The sequence below is a fragment of the Stenotrophomonas rhizophila genome (genome assembly GCF_003651185.1).
Taxonomy (GTDB): Bacteria; Pseudomonadota; Gammaproteobacteria; order Xanthomonadales; family Xanthomonadaceae; genus Stenotrophomonas; species Stenotrophomonas maltophilia_Z.
In genome coordinates, this window is sequence record NZ_RCDC01000005.1 from 513,772 (window position 1) to 528,142 (window position 14,371).

Consider the following 14,371-nt stretch of genomic DNA (forward strand, 5'->3'; position numbering starts at 1 on the left):
CCGGTGTCGGCGGGCATGACCGGTGTCCGCCACGGGCCGAATCAGGGACAATAGACGACCGTCGCCCCACGCCTGCCGCCCTCGATGAGCTCACCGACCCCCGACACCGTCTCTTCCGCCCGCATTCTCGACGGCCGCCGCATCGCCGAAGACCTGCTGGACAGCCTCAAGGTCCGGGTCGATGCCCGCCTGGCTGCCGGTGGCAGCCGTCCGGGCCTGGCCGTGGTGCTGGTCGGTGGCGACCCGGCCTCGACCGTGTACGTGCGCAACAAGCGCCGCGCGGCGGAGAAAGTGGGTATCGAAGCCTTTGATTACGATCTGCCGGCCGGCACCACCGAGGCCGAGCTGCTGACCCTGATCGATCAGCTCAACGCCGATCCGAAGATCCACGGCATCCTGGTGCAGCTGCCGCTGCCGGGCATCCCGGATGCCAACCGCCTGATCCACCGGATCGACCCGCGCAAGGACGTGGACGGCTTCCACCCGGAAAACGTCGGCCATCTGGCCCTGCGTGAGTTCGGCCTCCGCCCGTGCACCCCGCGTGGCATCGTGACCCTGCTGGGCCACACCGACCAGCCGGTGCGCGGCCGCAACGCCACCATCGTCGGCGTCAGCAACCATGTCGGCCGCCCGATGGGCCTGGAGCTGCTGATCGCCGGCTGCACCGTCACCAGCTGCCACAAGTTCACCCCCAAGGACGTGCTGGAGCAGTCGGTGCGCAACGCCGACATCCTGGTGGTCGCGGTGGGCCGCCCGGGCATCGTCCCGGGTGAATGGGTCAAGCCGGGCGCGGTGGTGATCGACGTGGGCATCAACCGCCTGGACGATGGCCGCCTGGTCGGCGATGTCGGCTTCGAGGCCGCCGCCCAGCGCGCCAGCTGGATCACCCCGGTCCCGGGCGGGGTAGGGCCGATGACCGTGGCGACCCTGATGCAGAACACCATCGAGGCGGCCGAAGCCTTCTGACCCGGGTAGTGCCGACCGCTGGTCGGCAGCCCGTAAAGCTTCCCGGTAGTGCCGGCCGCTGGCCGGCAACCTCATGGGGTACGGCGGGGCTACATGGGAGCCGGCCAGCGGTCGGCACTACCGCGGGTTGGCTTTGGCGGATTCATCGGTCGCCTTCCACCGTCCTGAACCGACGTTTGCCGGCGCGACACAGCGTCGCACCTGCCCCCTGCCAATGACGCCCGAATCAGGGTAAAATGTCGCGCTTCCCCACATCTCGGGTATGCCGATGCTGCGCATCCAGGCTGAAGCTCTCACCTACGACGACGTCTCCCTCGTCCCCGCTCATTCCATCATCCTGCCCAAGGATGTCAGTCTGGAAACGCGCCTGACGCGCGACCTGCGGCTGAAGCTTCCGATCCTCTCGGCTGCCATGGATACCGTCACCGAAGCCCGCCTGGCCATCGCCATGGCCCAGCTCGGCGGCATGGGCATCATCCACAAGAATCTGAGCGTCGAGCAGCAGGCTGCCGAAGTCGCCAAGGTCAAGAAGTTCGAGGCCGGCGTCATCCGTGACCCGATCACCGTCGGCCCGGAAACCACCATCCGCGACGTGCTGGCCCTGACCCAGGCGCGCAACATCTCCGGTGTGCCGGTAGTGGACGGCGGCGGCCAGCTGGTCGGCATCGTCACCCACCGTGACATGCGCTTCGAGACCGAGCTGGACGATCCGGTCCGCCACATCATGACCAAGAAGGATCGCCTGATCACGGTCAAAGAAGGCGCGGCCTCCGATGAAGTGCTGCAGCTGCTGCACCGCAACCGCATCGAGAAGATCCTGGTCGTCAACGATGATTTCGCCCTGCGCGGCCTGATCACCGTCAAGGACATCCAGAAGAACACCGATTACCCGAATGCCGCCAAGGACACCGCCACCCGCCTGCTGGTCGGTGCGGCCGTCGGCGTCGGTGGCGATACCGACCGCCGGGTCGAGGCGCTGGTCGCCGCCGGGGTGGACGTGCTGGTGGTCGACACCGCGCACGGCCACTCGCAGGGCGTGCTGGACCGCGTCAGCTGGGTCAAGAAGCACTTCCCGCAGGTGCAGGTCGTCGGTGGCAACATCTGCACCGGTGAAGCCGCACTGGCGCTGCTGGACAGCGGCGCGGACGCGGTCAAGGTCGGCATCGGCCCGGGCTCGATCTGCACCACGCGCGTCGTCGCCGGTGTCGGCGTGCCGCAGATCACCGCGATCGATCTGGTGGCCGAGGCGCTGCAGGACCGCATCCCGCTGATCGCCGACGGTGGCATCCGTTACTCCGGTGATATCGGCAAGGCGCTGGCCGCCGGTGCCTCCACCATCATGATCGGTGGCCTGCTGGCCGGTACCGAGGAATCGCCCGGCGAGACCGAGCTGTTCCAGGGCCGCTCCTACAAGAGCTACCGCGGCATGGGCTCGCTGGCCGCGATGGAGAAGGGGTCCAAGGACCGCTACTTCCAGGACGCCTCCAGCGCCGACAAGCTGGTGCCCGAAGGCATCGAAGGCCGCGTGCCGTATCGCGGCCCGGTCGGCGGCATCATCCACCAGCTGATGGGCGGCCTGCGCGCCACCATGGGCTACGTGGGCTGCGGCACCGTCGAAGACATGCGCAGCAAGCCGAAGTTCGTCAAGATCAGCGGCGCCGGCCAACGTGAGAGCCACGTCCACGACGTGCAGATCACCAAAGAGCCGCCGAACTACCGCGCCTGATGCGGCATGAGCAAAGAGGAACGAGGAAGCTGATTCCCGTTCCTCTTTCTCTATCCGCCGCCGGTAACGACGCTGTGTTTCCCGTATTTACTCCTGCATTGCCCGGGCACCATGACCAACATCCATAACGACAAGATCCTCATCCTCGATTTCGGCGCCCAGTACACCCAGCTGATCGCGCGCCGCATCCGCGAGCTCGGCGTGTACTGCGAGATCTGGGCATGGGACCACAACCCGGCCGATATCGCCGCGTTCGGCGCCAAGGGCATCATCCTGTCCGGCGGCCCGGAATCGACCACGCTGCCGGGCGCGCCTGCCGCACCGCAGGAAGTGTTCGACAGCGGCCTGCCGATCTTCGGCATCTGCTACGGCATGCAGACCCTGGCCGCCCAGCTCGGTGGCGCCACCGAAGCGGCCGACCAGCGTGAGTTCGGCCATGCCGAAGTCAACGTCGTCGCCCCCGATGCGCTGTTCAAGGGCCTGAGCGACCACGGCGGCGAGCCGAAGTTGAATGTCTGGATGAGCCACGGCGACCACGTCTCCGTCGCGCCCCCGGGCTTCACCGTCACCGCCGTGACCGATCGCATCCCGGTGGCCGCGATGGCCAACGAAGAGAAGCGCTGGTACGGCGTGCAGTTCCACCCGGAAGTCACCCACACCCTGCGGGGCCAGGCGCTGCTGCGCCGCTTCGTGGTGGACGTGTGCGGCTGCGAGACCCTGTGGACCGCCGCCAACATCATCGACGACCAGATCGCCCGCGTGCGCGAGCTGGTGGGCGATGACGAAGTGATCCTGGGCCTGTCCGGCGGCGTCGATTCGTCGGTCGTGGCCGCGCTGCTGCACAAGGCGATCGGCGACAAGCTGACCTGCGTGTTCGTCGATACCGGCCTGCTGCGCTGGCAGGAAGGCGACCAGGTGATGGCGATGTTCGCCGAGCACATGGGCGTCAAGGTGATCCGCGTCAACGCGGCCGACCGCTACTTCGCCAAGCTGGAAGGCGTGAGCGACCCGGAAGCCAAGCGCAAGATCATCGGCAACCTGTTCGTGGACATCTTCGATGAAGAATCCACCAAGCTGAAGAACGCCAAGTGGCTGGCGCAGGGCACCATCTACCCCGACGTGATCGAGTCGGCTGGCAGCAAGACCGGCAAGGCGCATGTGATCAAGAGCCACCACAACGTCGGCGGCCTGCCGGAGCACATGAAGCTGGGCCTGGTCGAGCCGCTGCGCGAGCTGTTCAAGGACGAAGTGCGTCGCCTCGGCGTTGAGCTCGGCCTGCCGCGCAGCATGGTCTACCGCCATCCGTTCCCGGGCCCGGGGCTGGGTGTGCGTATCCTGGGCGAAGTGAAGCGCGAATACGCCGAGCTGCTGGCCAAGGCCGATGCCATCTTCATTGATGAGCTGCGCAAGGCGGATCTGTACGACAAGACCAGCCAGGCGTTTGCCGTGTTCCTGCCGGTGAAGTCGGTGGGCGTGGTGGGGGATGCGCGCGCGTATGAGTGGGTGATTGCGCTGCGTGCGGTGGAGACCATCGATTTCATGACGGCGCATTGGGCGCATCTGCCGTACGACTTCCTGGGCACGGTGAGCAACCGGATCATCAATGAGTTGCGGGGGGTGTCGCGGGTTGTTTATGACATCTCGGGGAAGCCGCCGGCGACGATTGAGTGGGAGTGAGTTGAAAGAACGAGGGCGCCGAGAGGCGCCCTTGTTATTGCGGAAGGAGGTCGTTGTTCGGGTCAGGACTTAGCGCGTGCAGAGGGTGCTTGACGGTGATCTGGCGCTGATACAATGTCGCCGGTAGCTCGCCCCATACGTTCCTGACTCGCAGAGTTGCAATACTCGAGGTATTAAACCCGTCGCGTCGGCAACTGGGTTGTGGTCGGGCTGGATTGATGGCTTTCAGACCAAGAGGGAGCTCGATGGAGCGTATGTGGATGGTGCGTGGCGAAGGCGGCAGCCTGTACGACGCTTTTCGGGAACGTGGCGTGGCTGCCGTGGGATGGAACCAGTTGGCGGCTCATGCCAAGCCCGGTCTCGGGCGCAAGCAGTTGATCGCCCTGTACCAATCTGCCGAGCCCCTAGCAAAACAAGGCACGGTGGTTTCGGGGGCATCCCAGGTCTGGCGCTTCGTCAACGACATTCAGGAGGGCGACTGGGTCATCACCTATTCGCCCGCCAATCGTCTGTACTCAATCGGCAATGTCGCTGGACCTGCCGAGCACCACCCCGAGTGGGCTGAGCAAGGCATGCCCCTGGTGCGCAAGGTGCAATGGCAAGCGCAGGAACTATCGCGCGACAATTTGGGCACGAGCAGCAAAAACAGCCTGGGTTCGACCCTGACCCTCTTCGAGGTACCGTCCAGCGCGGCAGCCGAAGTGCTGGCCGCACTGAAGGGCAAACCGGTGCCAGCAGTGGAAGAGGAGGCTGAGGAGGTCATCGCCGATCCACTGGCCGACATTGAGTCTCAGGCGCTGGAACGCATCAAGGATCGGGTCAACGAACTGGAGTGGGATGACATGCAGCAGCTAGTTGCCGGCATCCTGCGCGCCATGGGCTACAAGACCCAGGTTTCGCCGCCTGGCTCCGACCGTGGGAAGGACATCGTGGCCTCGCCGGACGGCTTCGGCTTCGAACACCCGCGCATCGTCGTAGAGGTCAAGCATCGCAAGGGACAGATGGGTAGCCAGGAGATCCGCAGCTTCCTCGGCGGCCGCCACAAGGATGATCGCGGGCTGTATGTCAGTACTGGCGGTTTCACCAAGGATGCTCAATACGAAGCGGACCGCGCCTCCATACCGGTGGCTATGTGGACACTGGACCATGTGGTCCGCGCACTGATCGAACACTACGACGCCACCGACGCCGAGACCAAGCGAATCGTTCCTTTGAAGCGGTTGTCTTGGCCTGCTTGACGCTACGCACATAATTTCTTCTGGCGCGTACTCCCATCTGAGCCAGAACCTTTGAAATAGGAAAACCGTATGACCAGTGCCCAACAACGTGCCGCTCTGCAACGTCAGATCTGGGCCATCGCCAATGACGTGCGTGGCGCAGTTGACGGCTGGGATTTCAAGCAGTACGTGCTCGGCACCTTGTTCTATCGCTTCATCAGCGAGAACTTCGTTGACTACATCGCCGGTGGTGATGAAGCAGTCGATTACGCTGCCATGGACGATGACGAGCCGCTGATAGCCGCCGCCAAAGACGATGCCATCAAGACCAAAGGGTACTTCATCTACCCTAGTCAGTTGTTTAGCAACGTGGCCGGCAAGGCGAGCACCAACGATAGTCTGAATACCGATCTGGCACGCATCTTTGCCGCCATCGAGAGTTCCGCCAATGGTTACGCCTCCGAGCAGGACATCAAAGGCCTGTTCGCCGACTTCGACACCACTAGCAACCGCCTGGGCAATACCGTCGCTGACAAGAACAAGCGCTTGGCGGATGTGCTCAAGGGGGTGAGTAAGCTGGAGTTTGGTAGCTTCGATGCCAGTCATATCGACCTATTCGGCGACGCGTACGAATTTCTCATCTCCAACTACGCCGCCAATGCGGGCAAGTCCGGCGGCGAGTTCTTCACCCCGCAGCATGTGTCCAGGCTGATCGCCCAATTGGCCATGCACAAGCAAACCAGCGTCAACAAGATCTACGACCCGGCGTGCGGCTCCGGCTCGCTGCTGCTGCAAGCCAAAAAGCACTTCGATGCTCACGTTATTGAGGATGGATTCTTCGGTCAGGAGGTGAACCACACTACCTACAACCTGGCGCGGATGAACATGTTTCTGCACAACATCAACTACGACAAGTTCAGCATCCAGTTGGGCGACACACTGCGTCATCCGCACTTTGGTGATGACAAACCCTTCGATGCCATCGTTTCCAACCCGCCGTACTCGGTGAAGTGGATCGGCAGTGATGATCCCACGCTGATTAATGACGATCGCTTTGCCCCGGCCGGTGTGCTGGCGCCCAAATCCAAAGCGGACTTCGCCTTCGTGCTGCATGTGCTGAGCTACCTTTCCGCTAAAGGCCGCGCCGCCATCGTTTGCTTTCCCGGCATCTTCTACCGGGGCGGCGCCGAGCAGAGGATCCGCCAATACCTAGTGGACAACAACTATGTAGAAACTGTGATCTCGCTAGCGCCAAACTTGTTCTTCGGTACCACGATCGCCGTCAACATCCTAGTGCTGTCTAAGCACAAGCTGGACACCACCACCCAGTTCATCGACGCTAGCGCGTTGTTCAAGAAGGGCACCAACAACAACCTGCTGGAAGACGCGCATATCGAGCGGATCATGCAGGTGTTCGATAGCAGGGAGAATGTGGAGCACTTCGCGCTTTCAGTGCCGTTCGAGAAGGTGGCTGCCAACGATTACAACCTGTCGGTCAGCAGTTATGTGGAAGCCCAGGACACCCGTGAAGTGGTGGACATTGCCCAGCTGAACATCGCGCTGAACACGACCGTGGCCCGCGTCGACCAACTGCGCAAGGATATTGATGCCATCGTGGCGGAGATTGAAGGTGAGGAGTTTGGCGCATGAGTGGCGTGAGCTTCTTGGAGAAACTGCTTGACGGAGTTAGGGTGGAGTGGAAGGCGTTGGAATCATGCGCGACTATCGAAAGAGGTCGTCGCGTGACAAAAAGTGCATTGAGTCCGGAAAAGAGGTACCCCGTTTTTAGCGGGGGTGTTACCCCCATGGGGTTTTACGATGACTTCAATCAAAAAAAGAATACGATAACCATTGTTAAGTATGGCACTGCTGGGTTTGTTAATCTCATTGAGGAAGATTTCTGGGCAAATGATGTCTGCTATTGCATAAAGCCAGGCGTGGCACTCAACAACAAATATCTTTTTTATTACTTAAAAAGACATCAGTACGACATCCAATCACTGGCTACGGACGCCATTCCAGCACATTTGCCAACAGAGGCGGTCTCGACTTACAAGGTCCCTATCCCTTGCCCAGAAAACACCAAAAGATCACTTGAAATCCAAGCCAAAATTGTCCGCATACTGGACACCTTTACCGAGCTGACCGCCGAGCTGACCGCCGAGCTGACCGCCGAGCTGACCGCCCGAAGAGAACAATACAATTACTATCGCGAGCAGTTGTTGAGTTTTGAAGAGATGGGAGGGGAAGTGGAGTGGAAGGCGCTGGGCGATATTGGTGAGTTTATTCGTGGGAAGCGATTTACCAAGGCTGACTACGTCGAAGAAGGTATTAGCGTCATCCACTACGGTGAAATTTATACCCGATATGGTGTTTGGGCCGACCATGCGTTTTCCAAGGTGCGAGTCGACATGGCTGGGTCGCTGCGCTATGCCGAGCCGGGGGATGTGATATTAACTGATGTTGGCGAAACAGTTGATGATGTCGGTAAAGCAGTAGCGTGGCTCGGGGATGAAAAGGTCGCCATTCACGATCACTGTTATGCATTCCGGCACTCCATGAGCCCGAAGTTTGTTTCCTATTGCATGCAGACGAAGGCTTTTATCGCCAAGAAGGGAAAGTATGTGGCCAGAACCAAGGTCAAAACCTTGCTGATCAATGGGTTTTCAAAGATTGAAATACCTGTGCCATATCCCGATGATCCTGAAAGATCGCTGGCGGAACAGACTCGCATCGTCGCCATTCTCGATAGGTTCGATGCGCTCACCAAATCCATCAGCGAAGGCTTGCCCCGCGAGATCGAGCTGCGCCAGAAGCAATACGAGTACTACCGCGCCCTACTGCTGAGCTTCCCCAAGCCGGAAGAGGTGGCGGCCTAGTATGAGCAAGACGCTGACCGAGATCGCCCAGCAATTGAAAGACGCCAGCAAAAAGGTGCAACTGATCTACGCCTTTAACGGCACGGGCAAGACACGCCTGTCGCGCGAGTTCAAACAGTTGATCGCACCGAAGGGCTATGGCGATGAGGAAGCCGATCCGCCAGCGTTGTCGCGCACCAAAATTCTTTACTTCAATGCTTTTACTGAAGATTTGTTCTATTGGGATAACGACCTGACGCTGGATGCGCAGCCCAAACTACGGATTCAACCAAACTCATTTACGAGTTGGCTGCTCATGGTGCTCCGGGACTTGGGGCAGGACGGCAATATCATCCGCTATTTCCAGCACTACGCCAGCGACAAGCTGACCCCCCATTTCAACGAAGACTTTTCAGAGGTCACGTTTTCGCTTGAACGAGGTGATGATGAAAGCTCCGGAAACCTCAAGATCTCCAAGGGCGAAGAAAGCAATTTCATCTGGAGCATCTTTTATACGCTGCTGGATCAAGTCATCAGCACGCGCAATGTGCCCGAGCCGGAGGACCGCGAAACGCGGGAGTTTGACGAGATCGAATATGTTTTCATTGACGACCCGGTGAGTTCACTGGACGAGAACCATCTCATCGAATTGGCAGTCAATCTGGCAGGGCTGATCAAGGCTAGTCCAGTCGACCTGAAGTTCGTCATCACCACCCACAGCCCGCTTTTCTACAACGTGCTGCACAATGAGCTTGACCTCAAAAAAGGTGGTAAGAAAGAGGGCTGCTATTTGCTGGATCGTCTTGAAGACGGCACTTTTGATCTGAGTGTCAAGTATGGTGATTCTAACAAGAGCTTTTCTTACCACCTCCATCTGCGGCAGGTTCTTGAGCAGGCGATTGCTTCTGACCAGATACAACGCTATCACTTTACCCTGCTGCGCAACCTCTACGAGAAAACCGCTAGCTTTCTAGGCTACCCGCAGTGGTCAGGACTTTTGCCGGATGACAAGCAGGCCTACCTGAACCGCATTATTCAGTTCACCAGTCACAGCACGCTGTCCAACGAGAGCGTTACCGAGCCAACCCTGCAGGAGAAGCAGACAGTCAAATTCCTGCTGGATCATCTAGTCGCCAACTATGGCTATTGGAAGCAAGAGGAGGCGCGTGATGCATGATGGCTTGATGATCTCTATCGTTGTGAATCTTGGGAGTGGCAAGGCATCTTTGAGATCACTCGCTACAGCGATTACTGACGAGCGCTGGTCACTATGAAGCAGCGCATCCAGACCTCCCAGAGCCGCGCGGTAATGGCGGTGAATGCCGAGTTGCTGAAGCAGCCGACAGTAGGGGGAATTGAAAGCGATCTCGTACAGGGGAATGGGGGCCTCCCAAGCAATGACTGATTACAAGACCATCGCCGAGTCGAACAACTTCATCGTCCTCGACAAATACACCAAGGAGTGGAAGATCGCCGAAAGCTACCAGAGCGAAGGTGATCTGGAGCGTGAGTTCATCCAGGATCTGATCAATCAGGGCTATGAGCTTCCAGCGGGCCTGAAAACGCCCGCGGCGATGCTGGCCAATGTGCGCACGCAGTTGCAGTCTCTGAATAGCGTCGAATTTTCGGACGGTGAGTGGGCGCGCTTCGTGGAAAGTTGGCTGGACAAGCCCAGTGACAGCATCGTCGATAAGACTCGCAAGATTCACGATGACCATGTCCACGATTTTGTATTCGATGATGGGCGTATCCAGAACATCTACCTGCTGGACAAGAGGAACCTTGCCCGCAACAAGCTACAGATCATTAAGCAGTTCGAGCAGGCTGGCAGCCAGGCCAACCGCTATGACGTGACGATTCTGGTAAACGGCCTGCCGCTGGTGCAGGTCGAGCTGAAAAAGCGCGGCGTGGCGATTCGCGAAGCCTTCAATCAGGTGCACCGCTATAGCAAGGAAAGCTTCAATACCGAGCATTCGCTATTCAAATATCTGCAACTGTTCGTCATCTCCAACGGCACGGATACGCGCTACTTCGCCAATACCACCCAGCGCAACAAGCACAGTTTCGACTTCACCATGAACTGGGCGCAGGCCGACAACAGCCCGATCAAGGATCTGAAGGACTTCACGGCGACCTTCTTCCAGAGGCGCACCCTGCTTGATGTGTTGCTGACCTATTCGGTGTTCGATGTCAGCAACACTCTGCTGGTTATGCGTCCGTACCAGATCGCCGCCACCGAGCGCATCCTGTGGAAGATCAGGTGCGCCTATCAGGCCAAGCGCTGGAATAGTACTGAGGGCGGTGGTTATATCTGGCACACCACCGGTTCAGGCAAGACCCTTACGAGCTTCAAGGCGGCGCGCCTGGCTACCGAGCTGGAGTTCATCGACAAGGTGTTCTTCGTGGTGGACCGCAAGGATTTGGATTACCAGACTATGAAGGAGTACCAGCGCTTTTCGCCCGACAGTGTGAACGGCTCGGAGAGCACCGCCGGACTTAAGCGCAATCTGGACAAGGATGACAACAAGATCATCGTCACCACAATCCAGAAGCTCAATAATCTGATGAAGAGCGAAAGTGACCTGCCGGTGTACAACCAGCAGGTAGTTTTCATTTTCGACGAGTGCCACCGTAGCCAGTTCGGCGAGGCGCAGAAGAACCTGAAGAAGAAATTCAGGAAGTTCTACCAGTTCGGTTTCACCGGTACGCCTATCTTTCCGAAAAATGCGCTGGGTGCGGATACCACCGCCAGCGTGTTCGGCCGTGAGCTGCATTCTTACGTCATCACCGACGCCATCCGGGATGAAAAAGTACTCAAGTTCAAGGTGGATTACAACGACGTACGTCCGCAGTTCAAAGCCCTCGAAACCGAGCAGGACGAGAAGAAGCTCAGCGCTGCAGAGAACAGGCAGGCCTTGCTGCACCCCATACGCATCCGGGAAATTTCGCAGTACGTTCTGAAGCATTTCCGCCAGAAAACACATCGCTTGCAGGGCAGAGGCAAGGGCTTCAACGCCATATTTACGGTGAGTAGCGTCGATGCCGCCAAGGCGTATTACGAGTCGTTCAAGACGCTGCAGAAAGGCAGTGACAAGCCGTTGAAGATCGCCACTATCTTCTCGTTCGCGCCCAATGAAGAGCAGGATGCTATTGGCGATATCGTGGATGAGAGCTTTGAAGTGTCCGCGATGGACAGCAGTGCCAAGGAGTTTTTAAGCGCTGCAATTGACGACTACAACGCTCTATTCAAAAGCAATTTTGGTGTGGACAGCAAGGGCTTCCAGAACTATTACCGCGACCTAGCCAAGCGCGTGAAAGACCAGGAAATCGATATTTTGATCGTGGTGGGCATGTTCCTGACAGGCTTCGATGCGCCTACGCTGAATACCCTATTCGTGGACAAGAATCTGCGCTATCACGGCCTGATTCAGGCCTATTCGCGCACCAATCGCATCTTTGATGCCACCAAGACCTTTGGCAACATCATCACCTTCCGCGATCTGGAGCAGGCTACCGTCGATGCCATCACTCTATTCGGCGACAAGAACACGCGCAACGTGGTGCTGGAGAAGAGCTACAAGGAGTACATGGAGGGCTTCACTGACGCGCTGACCGGGGAGGCGCGGCGCGGTTTCGTGGATGTAGTGACTGAGCTGGAGCAACGCTTCCCCGAGGCCGCCAACATCGTCAAGGAGTCAGAAAAAAAGGCTTTCGCAAAGTTGTTCGGGGAATATCTGCGCGTGGAAAACGTGCTGCAGAACTACGATGAGTACGCCAGCCTGAAGGCCTTGCTGAACGTCGATATGAACGACCCGCAGGCTGTCGAGACATTCAAGGCTGACCACCATCTTGATGACGAGAAGCTAGCTGAGCTGCAGGTTATCCGCTTGCCAGCCGAGCGCAAGATTCAGGACTATCGCTCCACCTACAATGATATCCGTGATTGGTTGCGACGTGAGAAAGCAGGCAACGAGAAAAGCGAGTCCATCGTTGACTGGGATGACGTAGTGTTTGAGGTGGACCTGCTCAAATCGCAGGAAATCAATCTAGATTACATCCTGGAACTGCTCTTCGAAAAGAACAAGAAGGTCAAAGACAAGGCGTCCTTGGTCGAAGAGATGCGCCGGGTGATTCGTGCCAGCTTAGGCAACCGCGCCAAGGAAAGCCTAGTGGTCGACTTCATCAATCAGACCGATCTGGATCGGATTGGTGACAAGGCTAGCGTGATCGATGCCTTCTTCACTTTCGCCCAGTCAGAGCAGCAGCGCGAAGTGCAGGAGCTGATCGGCGACGAGGAACTGAATGAAGAGGCGGCCAAACGCTACATTGCAGCTTCATTGAAACGGGAGTTTGCTAGCGATAATGGAACTGAGCTTAATGCCATCTTGCCAAAAATGAGCCCGCTTAATCCGAAATATCTCAAGAAGAAGCAAGATGCTTTTCAAAAGATCGCTGCTTTTGTTGAAAAATTTAAGGGCGTAGGTGGCAATATATGAAGGTAGCGGCAGGGCAGGTCTACGGCATTGAATCAAGTGTTCTCAGACAGTGTGCGCTGCGCTAAGATGAAGCTCGATTGACAATTCGCCCGAAAGTGTTGCTTCTACGCAGATCGCTCCATCTCCCGCGTCAGCAAAAGATGTGTGTTTCTGACGGTAGAGGTGACGGTAGAGGCCAATGTCGATCACAGCCAATCCCTTTAACCACGTGGGCTTACGAGCCGCGTTGATGATGGAGTGGGAGTGAGTACGGGTCCAGCATTGGCTGGTATCCAGCTGCCCTGACCGACAAGGAAGCCCGCAGAAATGCGGGCTTCCTTGTTCTTTCTGCTTACATGGCATGCAAGAGCACGGCAGTCGGCGTTCCGCGTAAGCTCCCCCGGCAGCCAGACACCCGATAAGTAGAACTTTCTGGCATCTTTAACCAGCCAGGAGGTTGCATGCGCACATCAAAATTCACCGAGACGCAGATCATCACGATCCTCAAGCAGGGCGATGCCGGGCTTGCGGTGAAGGATCTATGTCGCCAGGCCGGCATCAGCACGGCGACGTATTACCAGTGGAAGAGCAAGTACGGCGGGCTTGAGGCGTCCGAGCTTCTGTAATGACCCACTGATTTCCTGCTCAGGTGTTACTTTCCCCGAAGGAGACACCGATGAGCGAAGTGATGGAAGAAGAGATCAAGCGTTGGACGGCCCGTCGCAAGTCGGCACTGGTCCTTGAGATCATCCAGGGCAAGACCACCGTGGCTGCGGCCAGTCGCCAGTTCGACCTGACGCCGGCGGAGATCGAGAGCTGGGTGGACGATGGCAAGCGCGGCATGGAGAACGCGCTGCGGGCCAAGCCGGAGGACGTGCGCGAGCAGTATGAGCGCCAGCTCAAAGACCTGCAGGAAGCCTACGGCGAGGCCATGCTGGAGATCCGCGCCCGAAAAAAGCTGGCGTCCCTGTTGGGAAAGGACGAGAGCTGATGCTCTCGGTCCAGCAGGGGCTGAAGGACGAAGGTGTAGCGATACCGATGACCAAGCTGTGCCAGTGGTTCGGCGTGGCGCGGCGGACGACGTACTACAAGCCGACCCGTTCGCCTGCAAAGGTCAAAGCGGAGCTTGCCGAGCCGATCAAGGAGATGATCGAGGCGGAGCCGTCGTTCGGCTACCGCACGGTGGCTGCATTGCTGGGCATGAACAAGAACACCGTCCAGCGGATCTTCCAGCTCAAGGGCTGGCAGGTGCGCAAGCGCGCACTTGGGCAACGGCCCAGGATCCAGGCAAAGGTCTCTCGTGCCGAACGACCCGACCAGCGATAGGCCACGGACCTGTGCCGTGTATGGGGCGGCAAGGACGGCTGGCTGAGTCTGGCGCTGGTGATCGACTGCAGCACGCGGCAGCTGCTGGGCTGGCACCTGTCGCGCACCGGCAAGGCGAGCACTGCC

10 protein-coding genes and 1 pseudogene are annotated in these 14,371 nt (G+C 58.6%); all 11 read left to right on the forward strand.

Features of this window, described 5'->3' with window-relative positions; all coding sequences use genetic code 11:
• The first annotated feature begins 84 nt into the window (after positions 1-84).
• A complete protein-coding gene (gene folD, locus BCL79_RS14155; RefSeq protein ID WP_019183081.1) occupies positions 85-966 on the forward strand; it encodes a bifunctional methylenetetrahydrofolate dehydrogenase/methenyltetrahydrofolate cyclohydrolase FolD in 882 nt (293 codons plus the stop codon).
• Positions 967-1,234: 268 nt separating this feature from the next.
• Positions 1,235-2,692: an IMP dehydrogenase gene (guaB, locus tag BCL79_RS14165; protein WP_026069766.1), complete on the forward strand. Its 1,458-nt coding sequence runs from the start codon at positions 1,235-1,237 to the stop codon at positions 2,690-2,692.
• Positions 2,693-2,803: 111 nt separating this feature from the next.
• The gene (gene guaA, locus BCL79_RS14170) at positions 2,804-4,369 is read left to right on the forward strand and encodes a glutamine-hydrolyzing GMP synthase (RefSeq protein WP_121042168.1); all 1,566 of its coding nucleotides are present in this window, start codon (positions 2,804-2,806) and stop codon (positions 4,367-4,369) included.
• Positions 4,370-4,614: 245 nt separating this feature from the next.
• The gene (locus BCL79_RS14175) at positions 4,615-5,607 is read left to right on the forward strand and encodes a restriction endonuclease (RefSeq protein ID WP_046273758.1); all 993 of its coding nucleotides are present in this window, start codon (positions 4,615-4,617) and stop codon (positions 5,605-5,607) included.
• A 69-nt stretch (positions 5,608-5,676) separates the two neighbouring features.
• Positions 5,677-7,236 (forward strand): type I restriction-modification system subunit M, encoded by a 1,560-nt coding sequence (locus tag BCL79_RS14180; protein WP_121042170.1) that lies wholly within the window; start codon positions 5,677-5,679, stop codon positions 7,234-7,236.
• Positions 7,233-8,465 carry a restriction endonuclease subunit S gene (locus BCL79_RS14185; protein WP_121042172.1) on the forward strand — a complete coding sequence of 411 codons (1,233 nt, stop codon included), beginning with the start codon at positions 7,233-7,235 and terminating at the stop codon, positions 8,463-8,465. The genes BCL79_RS14180 and BCL79_RS14185 overlap by 4 nt, the downstream gene beginning before the upstream one ends.
• Position 8,466: 1 nt before the next feature.
• Positions 8,467-9,621, forward strand: coding sequence for an AAA family ATPase (locus BCL79_RS14190; protein ID WP_121042174.1), 1,155 nt, complete (start codon positions 8,467-8,469; stop codon positions 9,619-9,621).
• A gap of 220 nt (positions 9,622-9,841) precedes the next feature.
• Positions 9,842-12,940, forward strand: a complete 3,099-nt coding sequence (locus tag BCL79_RS14195; protein WP_121042176.1) for a type I restriction endonuclease subunit R — start codon at positions 9,842-9,844, stop codon at positions 12,938-12,940.
• A 440-nt stretch (positions 12,941-13,380) separates the two neighbouring features.
• Positions 13,381-13,539, forward strand: a pseudogene (locus BCL79_RS14200) (transposase); the annotation flags it as partial.
• Between the two features lie 56 nt (positions 13,540-13,595).
• Positions 13,596-13,910 carry a DUF1153 domain-containing protein gene (locus tag BCL79_RS14205; RefSeq protein ID WP_121042179.1) on the forward strand — a complete coding sequence of 105 codons (315 nt, stop codon included), beginning with the start codon at positions 13,596-13,598 and terminating at the stop codon, positions 13,908-13,910.
• Positions 13,910-14,245 carry an integrase gene (locus BCL79_RS14210; RefSeq protein ID WP_121042181.1) on the forward strand — a complete coding sequence of 112 codons (336 nt, stop codon included), beginning with the start codon at positions 13,910-13,912 and terminating at the stop codon, positions 14,243-14,245. The genes BCL79_RS14205 and BCL79_RS14210 overlap by 1 nt, the downstream gene beginning before the upstream one ends.
• Positions 14,246-14,371 lie beyond the last annotated feature (126 nt).

Bases quoted from the DNA above. Each gene is read 5' to 3' on its own strand.
- folD (WP_019183081.1), top strand. From the start codon at position 85: ATGAGCTCACCGACCCCCGACACCGTCTCTTCCGCCCGCATTCTCGAC.
- guaB (WP_026069766.1), top strand. From the start codon at position 1,235: ATGCTGCGCATCCAGGCTGAAGCTCTCACCTACGACGACGTCTCCCTC.
- guaA (WP_121042168.1), top strand. From the start codon at position 2,804: ATGACCAACATCCATAACGACAAGATCCTCATCCTCGATTTCGGCGCC.
- BCL79_RS14175 (WP_046273758.1), top strand. From the start codon at position 4,615: ATGGAGCGTATGTGGATGGTGCGTGGCGAAGGCGGCAGCCTGTACGAC.
- BCL79_RS14180 (WP_121042170.1), top strand. From the start codon at position 5,677: ATGACCAGTGCCCAACAACGTGCCGCTCTGCAACGTCAGATCTGGGCC.
- BCL79_RS14185 (WP_121042172.1), top strand. From the start codon at position 7,233: ATGAGTGGCGTGAGCTTCTTGGAGAAACTGCTTGACGGAGTTAGGGTG.
- BCL79_RS14190 (WP_121042174.1), top strand. From the start codon at position 8,467: ATGAGCAAGACGCTGACCGAGATCGCCCAGCAATTGAAAGACGCCAGC.
- BCL79_RS14195 (WP_121042176.1), top strand. From the start codon at position 9,842: ATGACTGATTACAAGACCATCGCCGAGTCGAACAACTTCATCGTCCTC.
- BCL79_RS14205 (WP_121042179.1), top strand. From the start codon at position 13,596: ATGAGCGAAGTGATGGAAGAAGAGATCAAGCGTTGGACGGCCCGTCGC.
- BCL79_RS14210 (WP_121042181.1), top strand. From the start codon at position 13,910: ATGCTCTCGGTCCAGCAGGGGCTGAAGGACGAAGGTGTAGCGATACCG.